Origin of the sequence: Arcanobacterium haemolyticum DSM 20595 (assembly GCF_000092365.1) — a bacterium.
Classification (GTDB): domain Bacteria; phylum Actinomycetota; class Actinomycetes; order Actinomycetales; family Actinomycetaceae; genus Arcanobacterium; species Arcanobacterium haemolyticum.
In genome coordinates, this window is sequence record NC_014218.1 from 872,914 (window position 1) to 888,640 (window position 15,727).

Here is a 15,727-nt window from a genome sequence, read left to right on the forward strand (position 1 = left end):
ATTACTCCTTAGGCGTGCCGAACACGATTTCATCCCAGGATGGCATCGACGGGCGGTTTCGGCGGCGCTTCGAATCTTTACGGTTGAGCGCCTTCTTCCCCAATGAATGAGCAGGGCTATCGGCAGAATCTGCAGTAGGTGCCGTGGAACTGGTTGGTGCCGATTCGGCAGAGCGAGCCTTATCAGGCGTCGATGCCTTACGTGTGGAAATATCTACCACCGTTGCGTCACGAACCGAATACGTATCGGAGGCGGCCGGATGCGCGCCATCGAAGAAAGCCTCGCCTGGCATTTGGCGTACCTTGCCGCGTTGGAAATCGAGAGATGCCAGAACATCATCGATCGACGGCGTACCAGCCGATGCCGGCTGAGCATCTAACGCCGTAATCTTTGGCATTGCAGGTTGCGGTTCATATTCCTCATTAACCGCATCAGCCGCTGGAACGAGCGCAGGCTTAGAAGAAGTTTCGAGCGGACGCCACGGAGATGTAGGGGTAGGAATATGGGTTTCGGTTAGCCATGTTGCTTCATCATTTGTTGCTTCAACAGATTGACCACGAAGGTTAATCACCCACGTAGCGCGGTGTTCTTCACCCTTTTCTGTATAGCAGGCGGTAAGAACCCACGGGTCGCCCGGATTACGTGTGGAATCCCACGTGATATCCGTTGCTGTAATTCCACGAGGAACCAGGCGTGAGATTACAAGCTCTTCCAACGTCATGCTTCCAGTTTCACGGTTGAGCCGGAAATTCTGTGCCCGGTTGGTGGTGTACTCACGTTCAGCGAAGATCGGATGCGCGAATGCGGAAACCTGTGATGCAGGTAATGACGACAATTCGCAGACGTCTGCAACACTCATACCGGAACGAATATGTGCCTGAATTTCACGAGGAGACATCGGCTTGAGTTCTTCGGCAGGAGTTTCCACCTGCTGCGTATCTTTGCGTAACGCCGCACGCAACGAATCCGTGATCGGAAGCAGGTAGCGGTTTCCCTGCGCATCATTTAGGGACAGTTGGTTGCCGTCTGGATGCAGACCCAACAGTTCAAGCTCGATCATATGTCCTCCTTGTACACCTCTACATTGCCATTGTTTCACAGTTTCGTGGCGGAACAGTATTGGTGTGTTTATAAAATGCCGGAGATTTCCTCTTGTCAAACGTTTCTGAACGTGGTACAACATGGGGGACAACACGCGTTATTTCACGTTAGGACAACGATTCATGGCAACTGATTACGACGCTCCTCGGAAGCAAGACGAGGAACTCAAGGAAGATTCCCTTGAGCAGCTAGGTGCTCGCCGTTCAGATCACCAGTCCAACTCCGTAGATGAGGATGAAACTGAAGCAGCAGAGGGTTTTGAGCTTCCTGGTGCTGATCTTTCGAACGTTGAACTCTCCGTTGCTGTGGTTCCGCCACAGGATGATGAGTTCACCTGTTCGATGTGTTTCCTGGTTCACCACAGATCACAATTAGCTTACGAAGAAGATGGACTTCCGGTCTGTTCCGAATGTGATTCCTGAGCCCTGCTAGAATGAACTCGCCGAAAAGATCGGCGAGTTTTTTCTTTATAAGTATGTAACGCGTTCAAGGAGTGCAAAATGGGTTGGTTCTCTCGCAAGACAGTGACTAAGACTAACGAAACTCATGAGTTTGAAGAACACCAGTCACCAGTGGTAGGACCATTCGATCACAGCGATCATCCAGAGCAAGGCGATCTGCTTGATGCCGGAGCGTTGTGGATCCCGATCGTCCCCGATGCCACGATCCAATTCTCTGTGGATCATTCGCAACAAACCGTGTATGGAATCGTCTACCTCAAGGGTGATGCTGCTCTCCAACTCCAGGTTTTCGCAGCGCCACGTTCTACAGGGCTATGGGATGATGTCCGCCGAGACATGATTACGTCCATCGCTGCTCAAGGCGGCTCATCTACCGAAGTTGCCGGCGTATTCGGCCCAGAACTGCGTGCGCAAGTTCCAGTACCACAATCGAATCACCTCATGCCACATCGCTTCCTTGGAATTGACGGCCCACGCTGGCTCCTTCGCGTCACCCTATACGGCCGGGCAGGATCGGACGATGCCGCAGCGAACGATCTGCTCGAGATCGTGCGCAAGGTCGTCGTCGTTCGTGGAAACACTCCGCACCCACCACGCGAACTACTCGAACTCAACGTGCCACACGTAGACAAGCCACGCGAGGTATAAGTGCCGCGTCTGTTAAGCGTTACCGGAAACGTCACTGCAGTCACCTACCCGGGTGAAGGACTTCGCCCGGAAGTTATCGTGACTATGGACGTGGAAGGAACCGCGCTCCAACTCGTATTCCAATCACGCCGAACGCTTGTGTGTGTTGATATCGGGCAAACAATTCGAGTCAAGGGAGCCGTGGTCAATCGCCGCGGTGTCCCGTGTATCTACAACCCCTTCTACACAATCGTGAAAGGTGATGATGACTAAACGCCAATCATCCATCTCAGCCATAACCGCAACTAACTTCGATGCCATGCAAGCCGTTGGTGGCGTGCGCGGAATTATCGAATCGATCGTTCCCACCATCGTGTTCCTCGTGATCTTTACGGTTACCCAAAACATCACGTTGGCTGCAGGAATTTCCCTGGGGGCAGCAGCGATCGCTATCGTTGGACGGCTCTTATCCCGAGTAGATCCATCGCCAGCTATCGGAGGCGTGGCGGCTGTCTTGATCTCTGCCTTTATGGCTTGGCGTAGCGGCCAAGCCTCTGATTTCTTCGTGTGGGGGTTGCTCGTTAATGTGGCCTACCTGGCGGCCTTGCTGGTGTCGCTCGCGGTGCGATGGCCGTTGCTGGGCGTGCTCATTGGGGCAGTCCGTGGCGAGGGTACCGCATGGCGTAAAAACCGCACTACGTTCCGCCGATACTATTCGGTCACGTGGCTATGGTTCGGCCTGTTCGCGCTCCGTGCGATGGTGCAGCTCCCGCTGTACTTTGCGGGAGCTACAAACACGCTAGGAATCGCGAAACTCGTGATGGGTGTTCCGCTGTTTGCCCTGGTAGCTTGGCTATCCTGGCTTATGATTCGGAACCTTCCACAGGTTGAGCAGGAGAAGGATTCTGAGGAGTCTGCGCAACTTGAGCAGGCGCTGGAGCCGCAGCAATAAGTGCGTTCAGATCGGCCGGGGCCACGTCATTGTTCAAGTTGCCGATAACAACGAGCTGATCGCCGGCGTCGATCGTCAGATCGGCGTCGGCAACCAAGGCGGTGCCGTCGCGAAGAACGGACGCCACCAGAAAATCTGGCGGTAAAACTAGATCGCCAAGTAGCGTGCCCACGATAGGTGCGCCCTTTGCAACCTGCCCCTGGAACATGGATGCCTGTGTTTCGATGAAATCGAGCTTGCGAGCGAAGGTGCCATCGCCAACGGCATCTTCAATTAGGTTGGTCATGATACGCGGAGTGGATACGGCAACGTCTACGCCCCACGATTCGTCAAATAGCCATTCGTTGGCAGGATTGTTCACGCGGGCGATTACGCGAGGGATGCCGAATTCGGTTTTGGCAAGAAGTGACAACACCAGGTTTGCCTTGTCGTCGCCGGTGGCGGCTACCACGATGTCAGTGGTGTCCATGCCGACGTGGTCCAACGTATCGAGTTCGCACGCATCGCCCAGAATCCAATCGGCGGCAGGCACAGACGCTACGCGCATAGCCTGCGGTGAACGATCCACGATAAAAATGTCGTGGCCACGTGCCGCAAGTTCGCGCGCGATCGAACGCCCAACCGAGCCGGCCCCTCCAATAAGAACTTTCATCGGTGTTCCTCCTGCACGTGATGGTTCATGATGCGCTGTACGGCGTGGGCGCGTTGCTGGGCCACGAGTAGCCAGAGGTCATCGCCGTCTTGCAATACGGTGTGGGGTTGTGGGAATAGGGCATCGCCGTTGCGTCCAATATAAGCTACGCGAGAATCGGTGATCCGCTGAATATCAGCCACTTCCATGCCGTACCAGGATTCATCGATATCCACCCAAATCAGCGTAACGCCGTATTGTGAATCGGCGTATTCCACGTGCGGGCCGTGGGCAATTAGTTCCCGCATCATTTGATCGGCGCTCCACGTCACAGGCGTGACCGTATCGATGCCCAGCCGGTTGAATACGCCGGCGCGTTCGGGATCGTAGATACGGGCCACAACGTTTTTCACGCCGAACGTATCACGCACTACGCGCGCGGCAATGATATTAGAATTATCTCCAGACGACGTGGCCGCAAAACCATGAGCATCCTCAATCCCCGCCTGCCGCAGAGAATCCCGATCGAACCCGAGCCCGGTCACTTGCTGCCCATTAAAATCGGGCGGCAACCGCCGGAACGAATCCGCGTTGGAATCGATGATGGCCACGGAATGACCCCGTTTTTCTAAACTGACGGCCAGGGTTGATCCAACCCGGCCGCACCCCATAATGACGAAATGCACGATGAGTTCGCTACCTCTTTAGTCGATTACGCGTAACCTATTGCTGTGATGAAAAAAACTGACGAAAGTCCTTTAGCCATTGCCCGGACCGCCTCGATCACGTTGATCGGCTTGGTGGTCCTGTCAACACCTATGCTTATTCTACGGTCTGCATCGCTGGCGATCACGGGTTCTGAGATTTCTTTAGCGTTTTCGCTGGGTTTGGGCGGTTTTGGAATTACGTTGTATGTGTTGAATTTGTTGGCTAGGGCGGTGCCGCGCCGTTCGTTCCATCAGATTGCTCACACGTATATTGGTGGTTGGGCTGGTGTTTTGCTGGCGGCTGCGAAGATTTTGGCGTTTGCGATTTTGATTATGCTGGGCGTTGATCTGTTGACGATTGGCGTGGTTGCGATCGTGGGCCAGAACGAGTGGTCTGTGTGGTTGCCGCCGGTGGTGATTGCGTTGTTGGCGATTCCGAGTTTATTTGCACGGCTTCAGGCACCGATTACGTGGACTCGTTGGCTCACGTTTATTGGTATTGGTGGCCTTGTTATCGTGCTGGCTGCGGGGCTATCGCGTGAGGCGTTTGGTCATATTGATTATTCAGTGATAAACGAGGCGCGTAAGGAAGCGTTTGAATCGGCGCCGTTGATTAGCCGTTATTTCCCGCGTATTGATAGTGCGTTGGGTGCGCTGTTCCCGGCTGGTTTGGCCGTGTTGATGTCTGAACGTGTGATGGTTGCGCCCGATGATCGGCGTGTTGGGGCGCGTACCCAGTTGCGTGTGTTTGTTCCAGCGTTTTTCTTGATTGCACTCACGTTGTATTTTGCGGTGGTACTGTTTTTGCCTGGGCGCCGGTTGTCTGTTCCGGCAATTCCGATTGCTACGGCGTTGTTCGGTTATCCGGGTACTGTTGTGATGGCTGTGATGCTTGGGTTTGTTGGGTTGGCTACCGCGTATGCCTCGTATCGTCAGCTTCCGCGTTTGATTCGCGATTTGGCGGTGGACACGTTGTTGCCTCGCCGGTTGGCGGCACGTGATGCGATTCGCCCGCGCAAGATGATCGTTTTGGTGATTGCCTTGTTGGCAACTACGGCTACCGCGTTTTTGGATTCCACGCGTTCGCTTGGGAGCGTGTGTGTGTTTATTACGTGCGTGATGATGCTTGTGACCTCGGTTGCGATGGTGTATCGTTCCCGGTCGATTTTGAACGATTCCACGAACGCCGAAGAACGTTCTCAGGCATACATTTTGCAGTGGGTATTTTTGCTTTACGGCTTCTTCGACATCGCCGTTTTGGCCCTCATTTCCTGGGTTCACCCCGAATGGAGCATTGCGTCCGTGGTTCTGTTGATTGTTCCAGGCGCGTTTTTGTGGGGCTATCGCCGCGGGCAGACGAAAGTTTCGGATGCGTTGGAGGCGGACGACGACATTTCGGCACGTCGCCTTCCCACTCGCGTTCACGGGTTGGTTCTGATTGAAGGATGCGATCAGCCCGCGCTGAAGGCTGTGGCGTGGGCGCGGGCGATGCGCTTATCGTCGTTGTCTGCTGTGTTGTTGGATATGGACCCGGCGGTCACTCGCCGTGTTCGAACTCAGTGGAGTGCGGCACGGATTCCTGTTTCCCTCACGATTTTGGGTACCCCTCGTGGCGCGGTGCGTGGGCCGTTTATTGAACATGTGCGCGCTTTGCGGAAGTTCCACCCAGATGATGTGATTGAGGTGTTTGTTCCACGCGTGATTTCTACCGGGTGGTGGGATCGTTTCTATGTCCGGCATTCAACGCCGAAGATCCTGAGCGAACTTAAACTTGAACCCGGTGTGATGGTGACGGAGGTTCCGTACCGTATCGATGTGAGCGGTTGGAATGTAGATGATAGCTATGAAGAGAACTATCGGCGCGGTGGCTGATCTGGTTCGTTGTCTCCTTCACTTCAAGGAAATGCACAAGCGGCTGTAAGCCCGTTGTACAGCCAGGCATGTTCAGCTGTATGGAATATCGTTCACGAAACTTTCGTAGCGTGATTTAGCAGAATGTGCTGTTCACGGAGGAAAGCCGTGGCTTTTGAAAGCTTCTACTAGACAAGCCATGATGTTTATCCGATCGTATTGCGACTATGGATGCTTTGGTAGAGTGCTGAGCTTTTTACGTGGAGTACATCGTTACGATCTCGCTCACAGTCACGGAAGTCCTATACCGGATCGATGTTGATGAAGTGGTCCAGGTTTTGTTCTGTTTGGGAGGGTGGGAGGATCTGGGTTATGGCAAGAGTGTTTGATCAAGGTTTTAAGGATTGTGCTGTGTGGCTGGTGTGTGGCAAGGGTAGAAATTGCCGGTGACACTGGTAAAGCAAAGACTTCTGGTACTCGTGTGGATGTAGTATAACGTGATGTCGCAGCTGCCGGAATTACTGAATCTACAGGCAGTGTTGGGGATTGTTACGATAACGCGCTAGCAGGAAACGAACGGTTCGTATAACAACGAGCTGATACATAATCAGCGTTGGAATAATGTGTTCGAAGTTGAGATCGCGACTTTTGAATGGGTTACCTGGCCGGTTCCACGAGAAGCTCAACTATCAAGCACCAGAAGAAATCGAGAGCCAGTACTGGCAACAACACAAGGCATCAGTAATAATGGAAAACAAGGCAAAAGCCTAGGAAGAAAACCCAGACCACTTCACACCACCATGGCTAGACTCAACAACGGAGACAACATCACCACCGACGTTCTCGCCCGTATCTGTCAAGCACTCGACTGCAACCTAGAACAAATCGCTCTAGCAACATCGCCGAGCGACCCAAGTGGCGAAAACCATGAGCGCGCATAGTCACACCCAGTTAATCTTCTAAGTAACGGAGCAATCAATGTCAGACACGATCAATCAAGTCCCAAGCACAACACCCGATTTCACGACAGAGGTGGCGAACAAGCTCGCTCAACTGTTCCCAGAAGTCGTGGCCGACGGGAAAGTTGACATCGATAAGCTCAAAATCATCCTCGGGGTCGATGTTGATGACGCCCGTGAGAGGTTCGGTCTGACCTGGCCCGGCAAGGCACAAGCCATCCGAGCAGCGCAAACACCGACGACGGCAACACTGATGCCCGACAAAGAGAACTCTGTAGATTGGGACGCCACCCAAAACGTGTTCATTGAGGGTGACAACCTCGAAGTCCTCAAAGTCCTGCAGAAGCACTACTACGGGCAGATCAAGATGATCTACATCGATCCGCCATATAACACCGGTAACGACTTCGTTTACGCCGATAATTTCACAGACTCTATAGGTAACTATCTTGAAATTACAGGACAGGCCGACGGGGGGGGGAGACTCTCCACTAATTCTGAGTCAGCTGGCCGTTTTCACTCCAACTGGCTCAACATGATGTATCCACGCCTCAAACTAGCGAGGAGTCTTCTGGCTGAAGATGGGGCAATCGCAGTCAGCATTGATGATGATGAGTTACCTCGTCTGCGAATGATGCTCGACGAGATTTTCGGTGCAAGTAACTTTTATGCGTGTATCTGCTGGCAGAAAAAGTACTCGCCCGCGAACGATGCGAAACGCTTCTCCGACATGCATGACTTTATCCTCGTTTATCAGCGCTCCGATAAATTCAAGCGTGGTTTATTTCCGCGAACTGAGGAGAATAACAAACCGTATCGGTATGACGATGGCGATGGACGGGGCGCCTACCGTACTGGTGACTTGTCCGTTCGCACATACAGTGCGGCTAATGATTATCCAATTCAGAATCCGACTACTGGTGAGCTTCATAACCCGCCTGCTGGCCGTTCGTGGAGCGTTAACAGTGAATCGATGGCTCAGTTGCTTGAAGAGAATCGAATTTATTGGGGCTCTGATGGGCTAGGCGCACCTCAGCTCAAACGTTATCTCTCTGAAGTTCAGCAAGGTACTGTTCCAACGACTTGGTGGTCACACGAGTTTGCTGGCCATAATGATGAGGCACGTAAGGAGATTCGTGCACTCTTTGACACCACGGCTGTCTTCGACACACCAAAACCAACTCGACTTTTGCGTCGACTGCTACAAGTATGCACTTCAAGTGAAACGGAAGATGTTGTCCTTGACTTCTTTGCTGGGTCAGGTACTACCGCGCACGCTGTTATGGCTCAGAACATCGAGGACGGAGGGAACCGCCGGTGTATCTCAGTCCAGCTTCCTGAACCACTTGCAGGCAACGCTCTGAATTCCGTCCTTGGTATTACGACGATTGCGGATATTTCGCGTGAGCGCATCCGCCGTGCTGGGGCGAAGATTCTGGAGGAGGAGTCTGCCAAGTTGGACGGGCGTGCGGATTCGTTGGATGTGGGTTTCCGTGCTTATAAGTTGGTGGATACGAACTTTACCAAGTGGAGGGCGGATTCTGGTCTGTCTGAGGATGAGCTGGTTGGTTTGTTTGCTGAGTTGGCTGACTCGGCTGACGATCATGCCCGACCCGAGGCGCTGTTGATTGAGGTGTTGTTGAAGCTTGGGTTTTCGTTGACGGAGAAAATCGAAACTGTTGAGGTCGTGGGCTTAAGCGTGTTTAGTGTGGCTGATGGCCTGGTGTTGGCTTATTTGGATGAACACAACCAGCCTACGTTGGATCAGCTGCGCGCTCTTGTCGGTGAGGAGCCGGAGCGTCTGGTGGTTTTGGAGGATGCGTTCCAGGGCAATGATGAGTTGAAGACGAATCTGGTGCAGGAGTGCCGCAGCCATAATGTTGATCTGTGGACGGCGTAGGAGGGTTCGAGTTCCATGAAATTCCAGTTTGACCCGCGCCAGCCGTACCAAACCAGTGCGATCGAGGCCGTCACTGACCTGTTCGATGGGCAACCAGCTGACGCGGAACAGCTTCTGACCAGCCTGCAGTATCTTCCGCCCCAGCAGACGCGCGATTTACCAGATGTCGGTGGTCAGGAAGCCTTCGACGTTTTCTTAGAGATTGGTGCGTATGGCAACAATCTTGTTCTGGACGAGGGTACGATCCTTGAGAATCTTCGTCGGATTCAGGATCGGAATGGTCTGGAGATCAACGATGGTCTGGTTGATGGGTTGCAGTTCGATATTGAGATGGAGACTGGTACGGGTAAGACGTATGTTTATTTGCGCACGGCGTTCGAGTTGGCGGCGAAGTATAAGTTCACTAAGTTTATTATTTTGGTGCCGTCGGTGGCGATTCGTGAGGGTGTGAGGACCAGTATTCAGTTGATGCGGGAGCACTTCCGTCACTTGTATCCGCAGATTAACATGGACTATACCGTGTATTCGGGTGACCGGGCTGAGGATGTGCGTGATTTTGCGACGGGTACGTCTTTGCAGTTCATGGTGATGACGATTGATTCGATCCGTGGTGATAAGAATACTCGTATTATTCACCAGCAGCGCGATAAGTTGTCTGGTTTGCGTCCGTTGGATTATGTGCAGGCGACTCGTCCGATTGTGATGATGGATGAGCCGCAGAACATGGAGTCTTTGCTTGCGCAGTCTGCTGTGGCTGATCTGAACCCGTTGTGTACGTTGCGGTATTCGGCAACTCACCGTATGACCCGCAACGTCGTGTACCGGCTCGATCCACTCGATGCGCATCGGCTGGAGCTGGTGAAAAAGATTGTCGTCTCGGATGCTCTTGAGCTTGGGAGTGCGGCTAAACCGTATGTGAAGCTGCTCGAGGTTAAACGTGACCCGACCTTCAAAGCGGTCCTTGAGTTGATGTGTCGTAAGAAGGACGGCTCGTACGCGAAACGTAAAGTGACCGCGACTCAAGGGGCGGACCTGGAGCGGCTCTCTGGCGGTAACCTGGCGTATGAGGGGAATTGGCGGATCAACGAGATCAGCGTGTTGCCTGAGCAGATTGAGCTGAGTAACTTCGGGTATCTGCGCGTAGGGGAAGAGATTGGCGGTAACCAGGATGCGGTATTCCGCGAGATGATCCGCGAGACCATCCGTGAGCACATCCGCAAGGAAATCCAGGTTCACGAGCGCGGCATTAAAGTGTTGTCGTTGTTCTTCATTGACAAGGTCGCCTCTTATCTGGGTGAGGGTATCAATAACCTTGACGCGGACGGTGAGTTCGCGCAGGCTTTCGACGCGATCTATGAAGAAGAACGAGCCAAGAACGAAGCCTCCCATGCGTTCTTACCTGCCGATCCGGTTGAGGCAAGGTCGGGCTATTTTGCTCAGATGAAGCGGGGCAAGGGCAAGGCTGCTCAGATGACGTTCAAGGATTCATCGGGCAAGACGAAGGCTGATGATGATGCTTATGAGTTGATTATGAAGGATAAGGCCCGCCTGCTGAGCATGGGTGAGCCGGTTCGGTTCATCTTCTCCCATTCAGCGCTTCGTGAGGGGTGGGATAACCCGAACGTGTTCCAGATTTGCACGCTGCGTGACATGACCTCAGAAACGGAGCGCCGTCAGACGATCGGGCGCGGTTTGCGCTTGCCAGTTGATCAGGATGGTGAGCGCGTCAAGGACTCAGGAATCGCACAGTTGACGGTGGTTGCCAATGAGTCGTACACGGCGTTCGCTGCTGCGTTGCAGGACGAGTACAAGCGTGCCGGTGTTGCCGTTGGTTACGTGCGTAGGACTGAGTTTGCTGAGCTGCCGATCGTTGAGGACGGTAAGGAATCCCGCCTTGGCACGCGCCGCTCCGCTGAAATCTGGGAGTCCTTGCATGAGCGCGGTTACATCAACGCGGCAGGTGAAGTCATGGGCACGTGGGTTCCCGATCAGCTCGGTTTCACTGTCGGACTGCCTGAAGAGTTCGAGGGTTATGAAGATGAGGTGATTCGCATCGTTGACGGATGCAAGATCGAATCCCTGGTCAAGCCTAAGCGTAAGCGTGTGACCCGGACTTTGAACAAGCAGGTCTATGCCACCCCAGAGTTTGAACAGTTCTGGGAGAAGATCACGGCGCGCACGACCTACCGGGTGAGTTTGGACCGTGCCGATCTGGTCGAGCGGTGTGTGGCCAGCATCAAGCAAGCCCCACCAATCGATCCGATCCGTATCCAGGTGACTCGTACGGGGCTTGAGATTACCCGGGGTGGGCCGAAAGGTTGTGAACTGGGGTCTCGTTCGGCGGTGCTCACGGATTCGTACCCGTTGCCGGACATTATCTTGCAGCTCCAGGAATCCACATCGCTGACCCGTAAAACGATCATCGACATTCTGCTGGGTTCGGGGCGTATCGGTGAATTCCTGACCAACCCGAATGATTTCATCAAGATGGTCACCGAGCGCATCGAGACCGAGCTTGCTCACACCCTCATTGAAGGGATCCAGTATGAGCCGATCGGTGGGAGCATCTATGAGTTGCGTGAGCTCCAGGCCGATGGACTTGAAGAGAAGGACCGGTTCATCGACCAGATGTACAAGGTGACCAACAAGGACAAGACCGACTTTGACTACCTTGTGCTTGATTCAGCCGTAGAACGCCAGTTCGCGCAGTATGTGGATGGGCGTGAGGACATTAAGTTGTTCATGAAACTGCCCGACAAGTTCCGTATCCCAACACCTGTTGGTGACTATAACCCGGACTGGGCGATCATCAAGATCGAAGATGGGGTCGATCGGCTTTATTTGGTTCGTGAGACGAAGTCGAGCCAGGACCCAAAGAAGCGTCGCCCATCTGAGAATGCGAAGATCACGGCAGCGATCAAGCACTTCGAAGCTATCGGGGTGAACTATGCGGTGAGTTCTCCGGAACGCTGGACAATCTAAGGAGACGAATGCGTGTTGCGGCGTTTAAGTGACTACCAAGCCAAGTTCTATGCTCACGAACTGGACCGCTCGTATGCGTCCGATCATGTTGGGCGGTTAGCAGGTCTGCTGTTTGATGCCCAGGTCGAGCCCAAACCCCACCAGATCGATGCAGCCTTGTTCGCCCTGCAGACCCCGTTCACGAACGGGGTGATCCTGGCTGACGAGGTCGGCTTGGGTAAGACGATCGAAGCCGGGATCGTCATCAGCCAATACTGGGCACAACGCCAACGCCGCATCCTCATCATCGCCCCGTCCTCGCTACGTCAGCAGTGGAAGCAAGAACTGAGCGAGAAGTTCGCTCTTCCCGCCACGTTGCTCGATCGGTCAAACATCGACACGCTTATTGCCCCGGGTGGCCGTGATGAGATCTTGGTCTGTTCGTACGAGTTCGCAAACTCGCAGACTACGAAAATGATCTGCCCCTGGGATCTGGTGGTGTGCGATGAGGCACACCGGTTGCGCTCTTATTGGACGGGGCAGGCGAAGATCGCGGGCAATGTTGCCCGTATTTGCCACGCAGCAACCAAAACCGTGATGCTCACGGCTACGCCGTTGCAGAACCGGCTCGAGGAGCTCTACGGCCTGGTCAGCGTGTTCGCCCCAGACTATTTTCATTCTCTGGACGCATTCAGGGAACGCTACCTTGACAATCCCAACGGGGTTGGTAACGATGATTTAGCTGCGCGCGTCGCACAGATAGCTAAGCGCACGCTGCGTAAGGACGCGGATAAGTACATTCGGTTCACCCAGCGGATGCCTCTAACGGTCGCCTTCACGCCTAGCCCTGAAGAGGTCCAGCTGTATGACAAGATTAATGAGTATTTGCAGCGCTCGTTTTTGTGGGCGTTCGCTAAGTCCCAACGGCACTTGTCGGCACTGATTATGCGTAAACGGCTCGGCTCTTCGTCTTTCGCGGTGGCTACGACGCTGGAGAGGATCGCGGATCGTCTCGAGTCAGAAGTGAAGGCTGGACGTCGACGTAATGACGCGGGCGGTCTTGTCGATGACCCCGACCTGACCAGTGAGGTGCGGGAAGCTAGCGAAGCTAGCATCGACACGAGCGTTGAGCAGATCGACTCCGGTCAGCGTGCCGAGATGCTCGATGAGGTGAACGAGCTGCGTGGCTTTGCCGGCCTGGCGCGATCGATCACGGTCAATCAGAAAGCCGTCAGGCTTGTTGACGCGCTTGAGCAAGGCTTTGAGAAGCTCCGGGAGATTGGTGCACCTGAAAAAGCGATCATCTTCACTGACTCGACCGTCACCCAGGACTACCTCGCCCGGTCACTGACCGAGGCTGGGTGGGGTGAAGGGCTGATTCTGTTTAACGGCAGTAACGACAGCCCGGAAGCTAAACGGATCTACGACAAGTGGCTAACGGACAATCACGGCGGGGATCTTATCACTGGTATCGCTGCTGCTGACCGGCGTAAAGCTCTCGTTGATGAGTTCCGTGACCGTGGCCGATTGATGATCGCCACCGAGGCTGCCGCTGAAGGTATCAACCTGCAGTTTTGCTCCATGCTCGTCAACTACGACCTGCCGTGGAACCCGCAGCGTATCGAGCAGCGTATTGGCCGCGTGCACCGGTTCGGGCAAAAACACAACGTTATCGTGGTCAACTTTTCCAACAAGGGCAACCTTGCCGAAGAACGCATCCTCGAACTACTGACCGAAAAGTTCCAGCTCTTCACGTCCGTGTTTGGCGCATCCGATGAGGTGCTGGGGCAGATCGAAGACGGTCTGGACTTTGAGAAGAACATCGGGCGCATCCTCGATAATTGCAAGACTGCTGCCGAGATCGATGCAGCGTTCACCGAACTCGAGGAACGGTACTCGAAACAAATCGATCGTGAGATGAAGAAGACACGAGCGAAAGTCTTCGATAACCTCGACCCGAAAGTACGCGACAAACTCAAGTCCTACGACGCACAGACCGGCATCGTTCTCAACGTCTTTGAACGCCTCCTGATCCGGGTCACCCGTCACGAGCTCGAAGACCTGGCGGTCTTCAACGGTTCGGGTACCCAGTTCACACTCCACGAACCACCACACGTGGGCATCCCAGTTGGCGACTACTACTTCAAATCAGAACCCCGGAAGGGCGCGTACCAATACCGGTACACCAGCGACTTATGTGCCTGGGTCATCCGCCACGCGAAAAGCCGTGCAACCCCACCAGCACGACTTTCTTTCACGATCAGTAGCTCACCGCGTGCAACCATCATTGCAAAACGCTTACGCAACAAGCGAGGCCGGTTACGTGTTGAAGAAGTCAGCTTCACGATGAAGGCAGGAAGCCAGCAGCTGCGCGAGTCCTACCTGCTGACCGCTGGGTTCTTTAACGACGGCACCCCCATGGACCATGAGCAAATCCGTGACCTTCTCGACCTGCACTGCACCGGCAGCACTGCTGACCACGTCGAGACCAGAGGTTTCGACGTGGTCATCGCTCAGCAGCTGGAGGAACTCAGAGGTGACGTTGAAGAGCGCAACGCGCGCTTCTTCCTCGAACAAGAAGCACTCCTCGACGCGACACGGCTCGACCTCAAGGCGAAGTACGACGCGAAGATTCGCGAGTACCAAGCCAAGGAAGCCACCGCAAACAAGGAAGCCCGCAAAGCCTCGAACGCTACCCAAGAGCTGAAGCAGGAGGCGCGTCAGTGGCGACGCAAGGCTGACGATGCTGAGGATAAATACCGCAGTGAGCGGAACCGTCTCCGTGACGAGTCCGATCAACTACTCGACAACGCACAAGATGCTCTCCAAGCAAAGCAGTCCCACCAGGTACTCTTCAACATCAACTGGGAAGTCAAGTGAACATGCCTGTGTCTCACATAGCTATGACACGTGCATATACAGTCGGGACTCAACACCTCGATTCTCGGAGACGAGGAATGCGTAGAGAGACACTATTTGACGCTTGCCATGCCTTTTGGCGCTCCACTCCTGGCCGTACCCACCGCGGTTCACGATGCCCGGCTTATGACAATATGCCAATACTTCAAGACCTATACGATATTGGACTTAAATAAAAAGCTACTTTGTTTTGATATTAAGGCGCTTGGAAGTCAGTTAAAGAAAATAGGTATGCTTGTTATTCAGGATCAGGTGTGGAACAAGGTATCTCAAAACAGAGGAAGCAAGGCTACAAGGTACTATTAGGCCGGGGTTCTTAACTACCTATGGTGAGAATGCAGAAATACTGACAAAATACCGAAAGAAAAAGTCTAAATTCGATGTAGTCGAAAAGGCTACAACCATGAAAATGGGGTATGTGAGGTAAAGCAAATTGGTGGAGATGAAATACCTTGTGATGTTACAGGCGCCACCAAGCATACAGGCTTAAAGGGAAACCTAAGGGTAGAAAATAATAGATAGGAATATTGGGACGCGGAAAGTTCCTGAACGTTGAGCTATTGTGGGCAATGAAAGCGTTGAAAAGTTATATAATTCCCCTTTGTTCAAGAGGATTATATAACTTTTCTTAATCAGGAATGAAACAGCAGTCATGTTA

General features: G+C 53.7%; 13 protein-coding genes. 10 read left to right on the forward strand and 3 right to left on the reverse strand.

The features are described from left to right. Position 1: 1 nt before the first annotated feature. Entirely contained in the window at positions 2-1,060 is a 1,059-nt protein-coding gene (sepH, locus tag ARCH_RS03910) for a septation protein SepH (protein WP_013170000.1), read from the reverse strand. A gap of 163 nt (positions 1,061-1,223) precedes the next feature. Here sepH and ARCH_RS03915 point away from each other — a divergent pair, with 163 nt between their 5' ends. The 4 genes from ARCH_RS03915 to ARCH_RS03930 all read left to right on the forward strand — a co-directional run bounded on the left by ARCH_RS03915 (position 1,224) and on the right by ARCH_RS03930 (position 3,141). Continuing rightward, positions 1,224-1,523 (forward strand): DUF4193 domain-containing protein, encoded by a 300-nt coding sequence (locus tag ARCH_RS03915; RefSeq protein WP_013170001.1) that lies wholly within the window; start codon positions 1,224-1,226, stop codon positions 1,521-1,523. A gap of 78 nt (positions 1,524-1,601) precedes the next feature. Further along, complete coding sequence (locus tag ARCH_RS03920; protein WP_013170002.1) at positions 1,602-2,210, forward strand: DUF3710 domain-containing protein; 609 nt, start codon at positions 1,602-1,604, stop codon at positions 2,208-2,210. After that, positions 2,211-2,462: a hypothetical protein gene (locus ARCH_RS03925; RefSeq protein ID WP_013170003.1), complete on the forward strand. Its 252-nt coding sequence runs from the start codon at positions 2,211-2,213 to the stop codon at positions 2,460-2,462. It begins immediately after the preceding gene. Further along, on the forward strand, positions 2,452-3,141 hold the full coding sequence (locus tag ARCH_RS03930; RefSeq protein ID WP_111724906.1) for a DUF3159 domain-containing protein: 690 nt from the start codon (positions 2,452-2,454) through the stop codon (positions 3,139-3,141). Before ARCH_RS03925 ends, ARCH_RS03930 begins: the two co-directional genes overlap by 11 nt. On the opposite strand, the gene ARCH_RS03935 is transcribed toward ARCH_RS03930, so the two are convergent. Further along, on the reverse strand, positions 3,053-3,793 hold the full coding sequence (locus tag ARCH_RS03935; protein WP_013170005.1) for a potassium channel family protein: 741 nt from the start codon (positions 3,791-3,793) through the stop codon (positions 3,053-3,055). The genes ARCH_RS03930 and ARCH_RS03935 overlap by 89 nt on opposite strands. Next, entirely contained in the window at positions 3,790-4,443 is a 654-nt protein-coding gene (locus ARCH_RS03940; protein ID WP_013170006.1) for a potassium channel family protein, read from the reverse strand. Before ARCH_RS03940 ends, ARCH_RS03935 begins: the two co-directional genes overlap by 4 nt. A gap of 147 nt (positions 4,444-4,590) precedes the next feature. Between ARCH_RS03940 and ARCH_RS03945 the strand changes: the two genes are divergently transcribed. From ARCH_RS03945 to ARCH_RS03970, 6 genes are all read left to right on the forward strand, one after another. Further along, the gene (locus ARCH_RS03945; protein WP_041640355.1) at positions 4,591-6,351 is read left to right on the forward strand and encodes an APC family permease; all 1,761 of its coding nucleotides are present in this window, start codon (positions 4,591-4,593) and stop codon (positions 6,349-6,351) included. A 779-nt stretch (positions 6,352-7,130) separates the two neighbouring features. Next, complete coding sequence (locus ARCH_RS10465) at positions 7,131-7,271, forward strand: helix-turn-helix domain-containing protein (RefSeq protein WP_081440759.1); 141 nt, start codon at positions 7,131-7,133, stop codon at positions 7,269-7,271. Between the two features lie 37 nt (positions 7,272-7,308). Further along, positions 7,309-9,189, forward strand: coding sequence for a site-specific DNA-methyltransferase (locus ARCH_RS03955; RefSeq protein ID WP_013170009.1), 1,881 nt, complete (start codon positions 7,309-7,311; stop codon positions 9,187-9,189). 15 nt (positions 9,190-9,204) lie between these two features. Beyond that, positions 9,205-12,171: a restriction endonuclease gene (locus ARCH_RS03960; protein ID WP_013170010.1), complete on the forward strand. Its 2,967-nt coding sequence runs from the start codon at positions 9,205-9,207 to the stop codon at positions 12,169-12,171. A 12-nt stretch (positions 12,172-12,183) separates the two neighbouring features. Beyond that, positions 12,184-15,030, forward strand: coding sequence for an SNF2-related protein (locus ARCH_RS03965; RefSeq protein WP_013170011.1), 2,847 nt, complete (start codon positions 12,184-12,186; stop codon positions 15,028-15,030). Between the two features lie 30 nt (positions 15,031-15,060). Next, positions 15,061-15,375, forward strand: a complete 315-nt coding sequence (locus ARCH_RS03970) for a hypothetical protein (RefSeq protein WP_138975123.1) — start codon at positions 15,061-15,063, stop codon at positions 15,373-15,375. Positions 15,376-15,727 lie beyond the last annotated feature (352 nt).

Bases quoted from the DNA above. Each gene is read 5' to 3' on its own strand.
- ARCH_RS03955 (WP_013170009.1), top strand. From the start codon at position 7,309: ATGTCAGACACGATCAATCAAGTCCCAAGCACAACACCCGATTTCACG.
- ARCH_RS03915 (WP_013170001.1), top strand. From the start codon at position 1,224: ATGGCAACTGATTACGACGCTCCTCGGAAGCAAGACGAGGAACTCAAG.
- ARCH_RS03920 (WP_013170002.1), top strand. From the start codon at position 1,602: ATGGGTTGGTTCTCTCGCAAGACAGTGACTAAGACTAACGAAACTCAT.
- ARCH_RS10465 (WP_081440759.1), top strand. From the start codon at position 7,131: ATGGCTAGACTCAACAACGGAGACAACATCACCACCGACGTTCTCGCC.
- ARCH_RS03945 (WP_041640355.1), top strand. From the start codon at position 4,591: ATGCTTATTCTACGGTCTGCATCGCTGGCGATCACGGGTTCTGAGATT.
- ARCH_RS03960 (WP_013170010.1), top strand. From the start codon at position 9,205: ATGAAATTCCAGTTTGACCCGCGCCAGCCGTACCAAACCAGTGCGATC.
- sepH (WP_013170000.1), bottom strand. From the start codon at position 1,060: ATGATCGAGCTTGAACTGTTGGGTCTGCATCCAGACGGCAACCAACTG.
- ARCH_RS03940 (WP_013170006.1), bottom strand. From the start codon at position 4,443: ATGGGGTGCGGCCGGGTTGGATCAACCCTGGCCGTCAGTTTAGAAAAA.
- ARCH_RS03930 (WP_111724906.1), top strand. From the start codon at position 2,452: ATGATGACTAAACGCCAATCATCCATCTCAGCCATAACCGCAACTAAC.
- ARCH_RS03935 (WP_013170005.1), bottom strand. From the start codon at position 3,793: ATGAAAGTTCTTATTGGAGGGGCCGGCTCGGTTGGGCGTTCGATCGCG.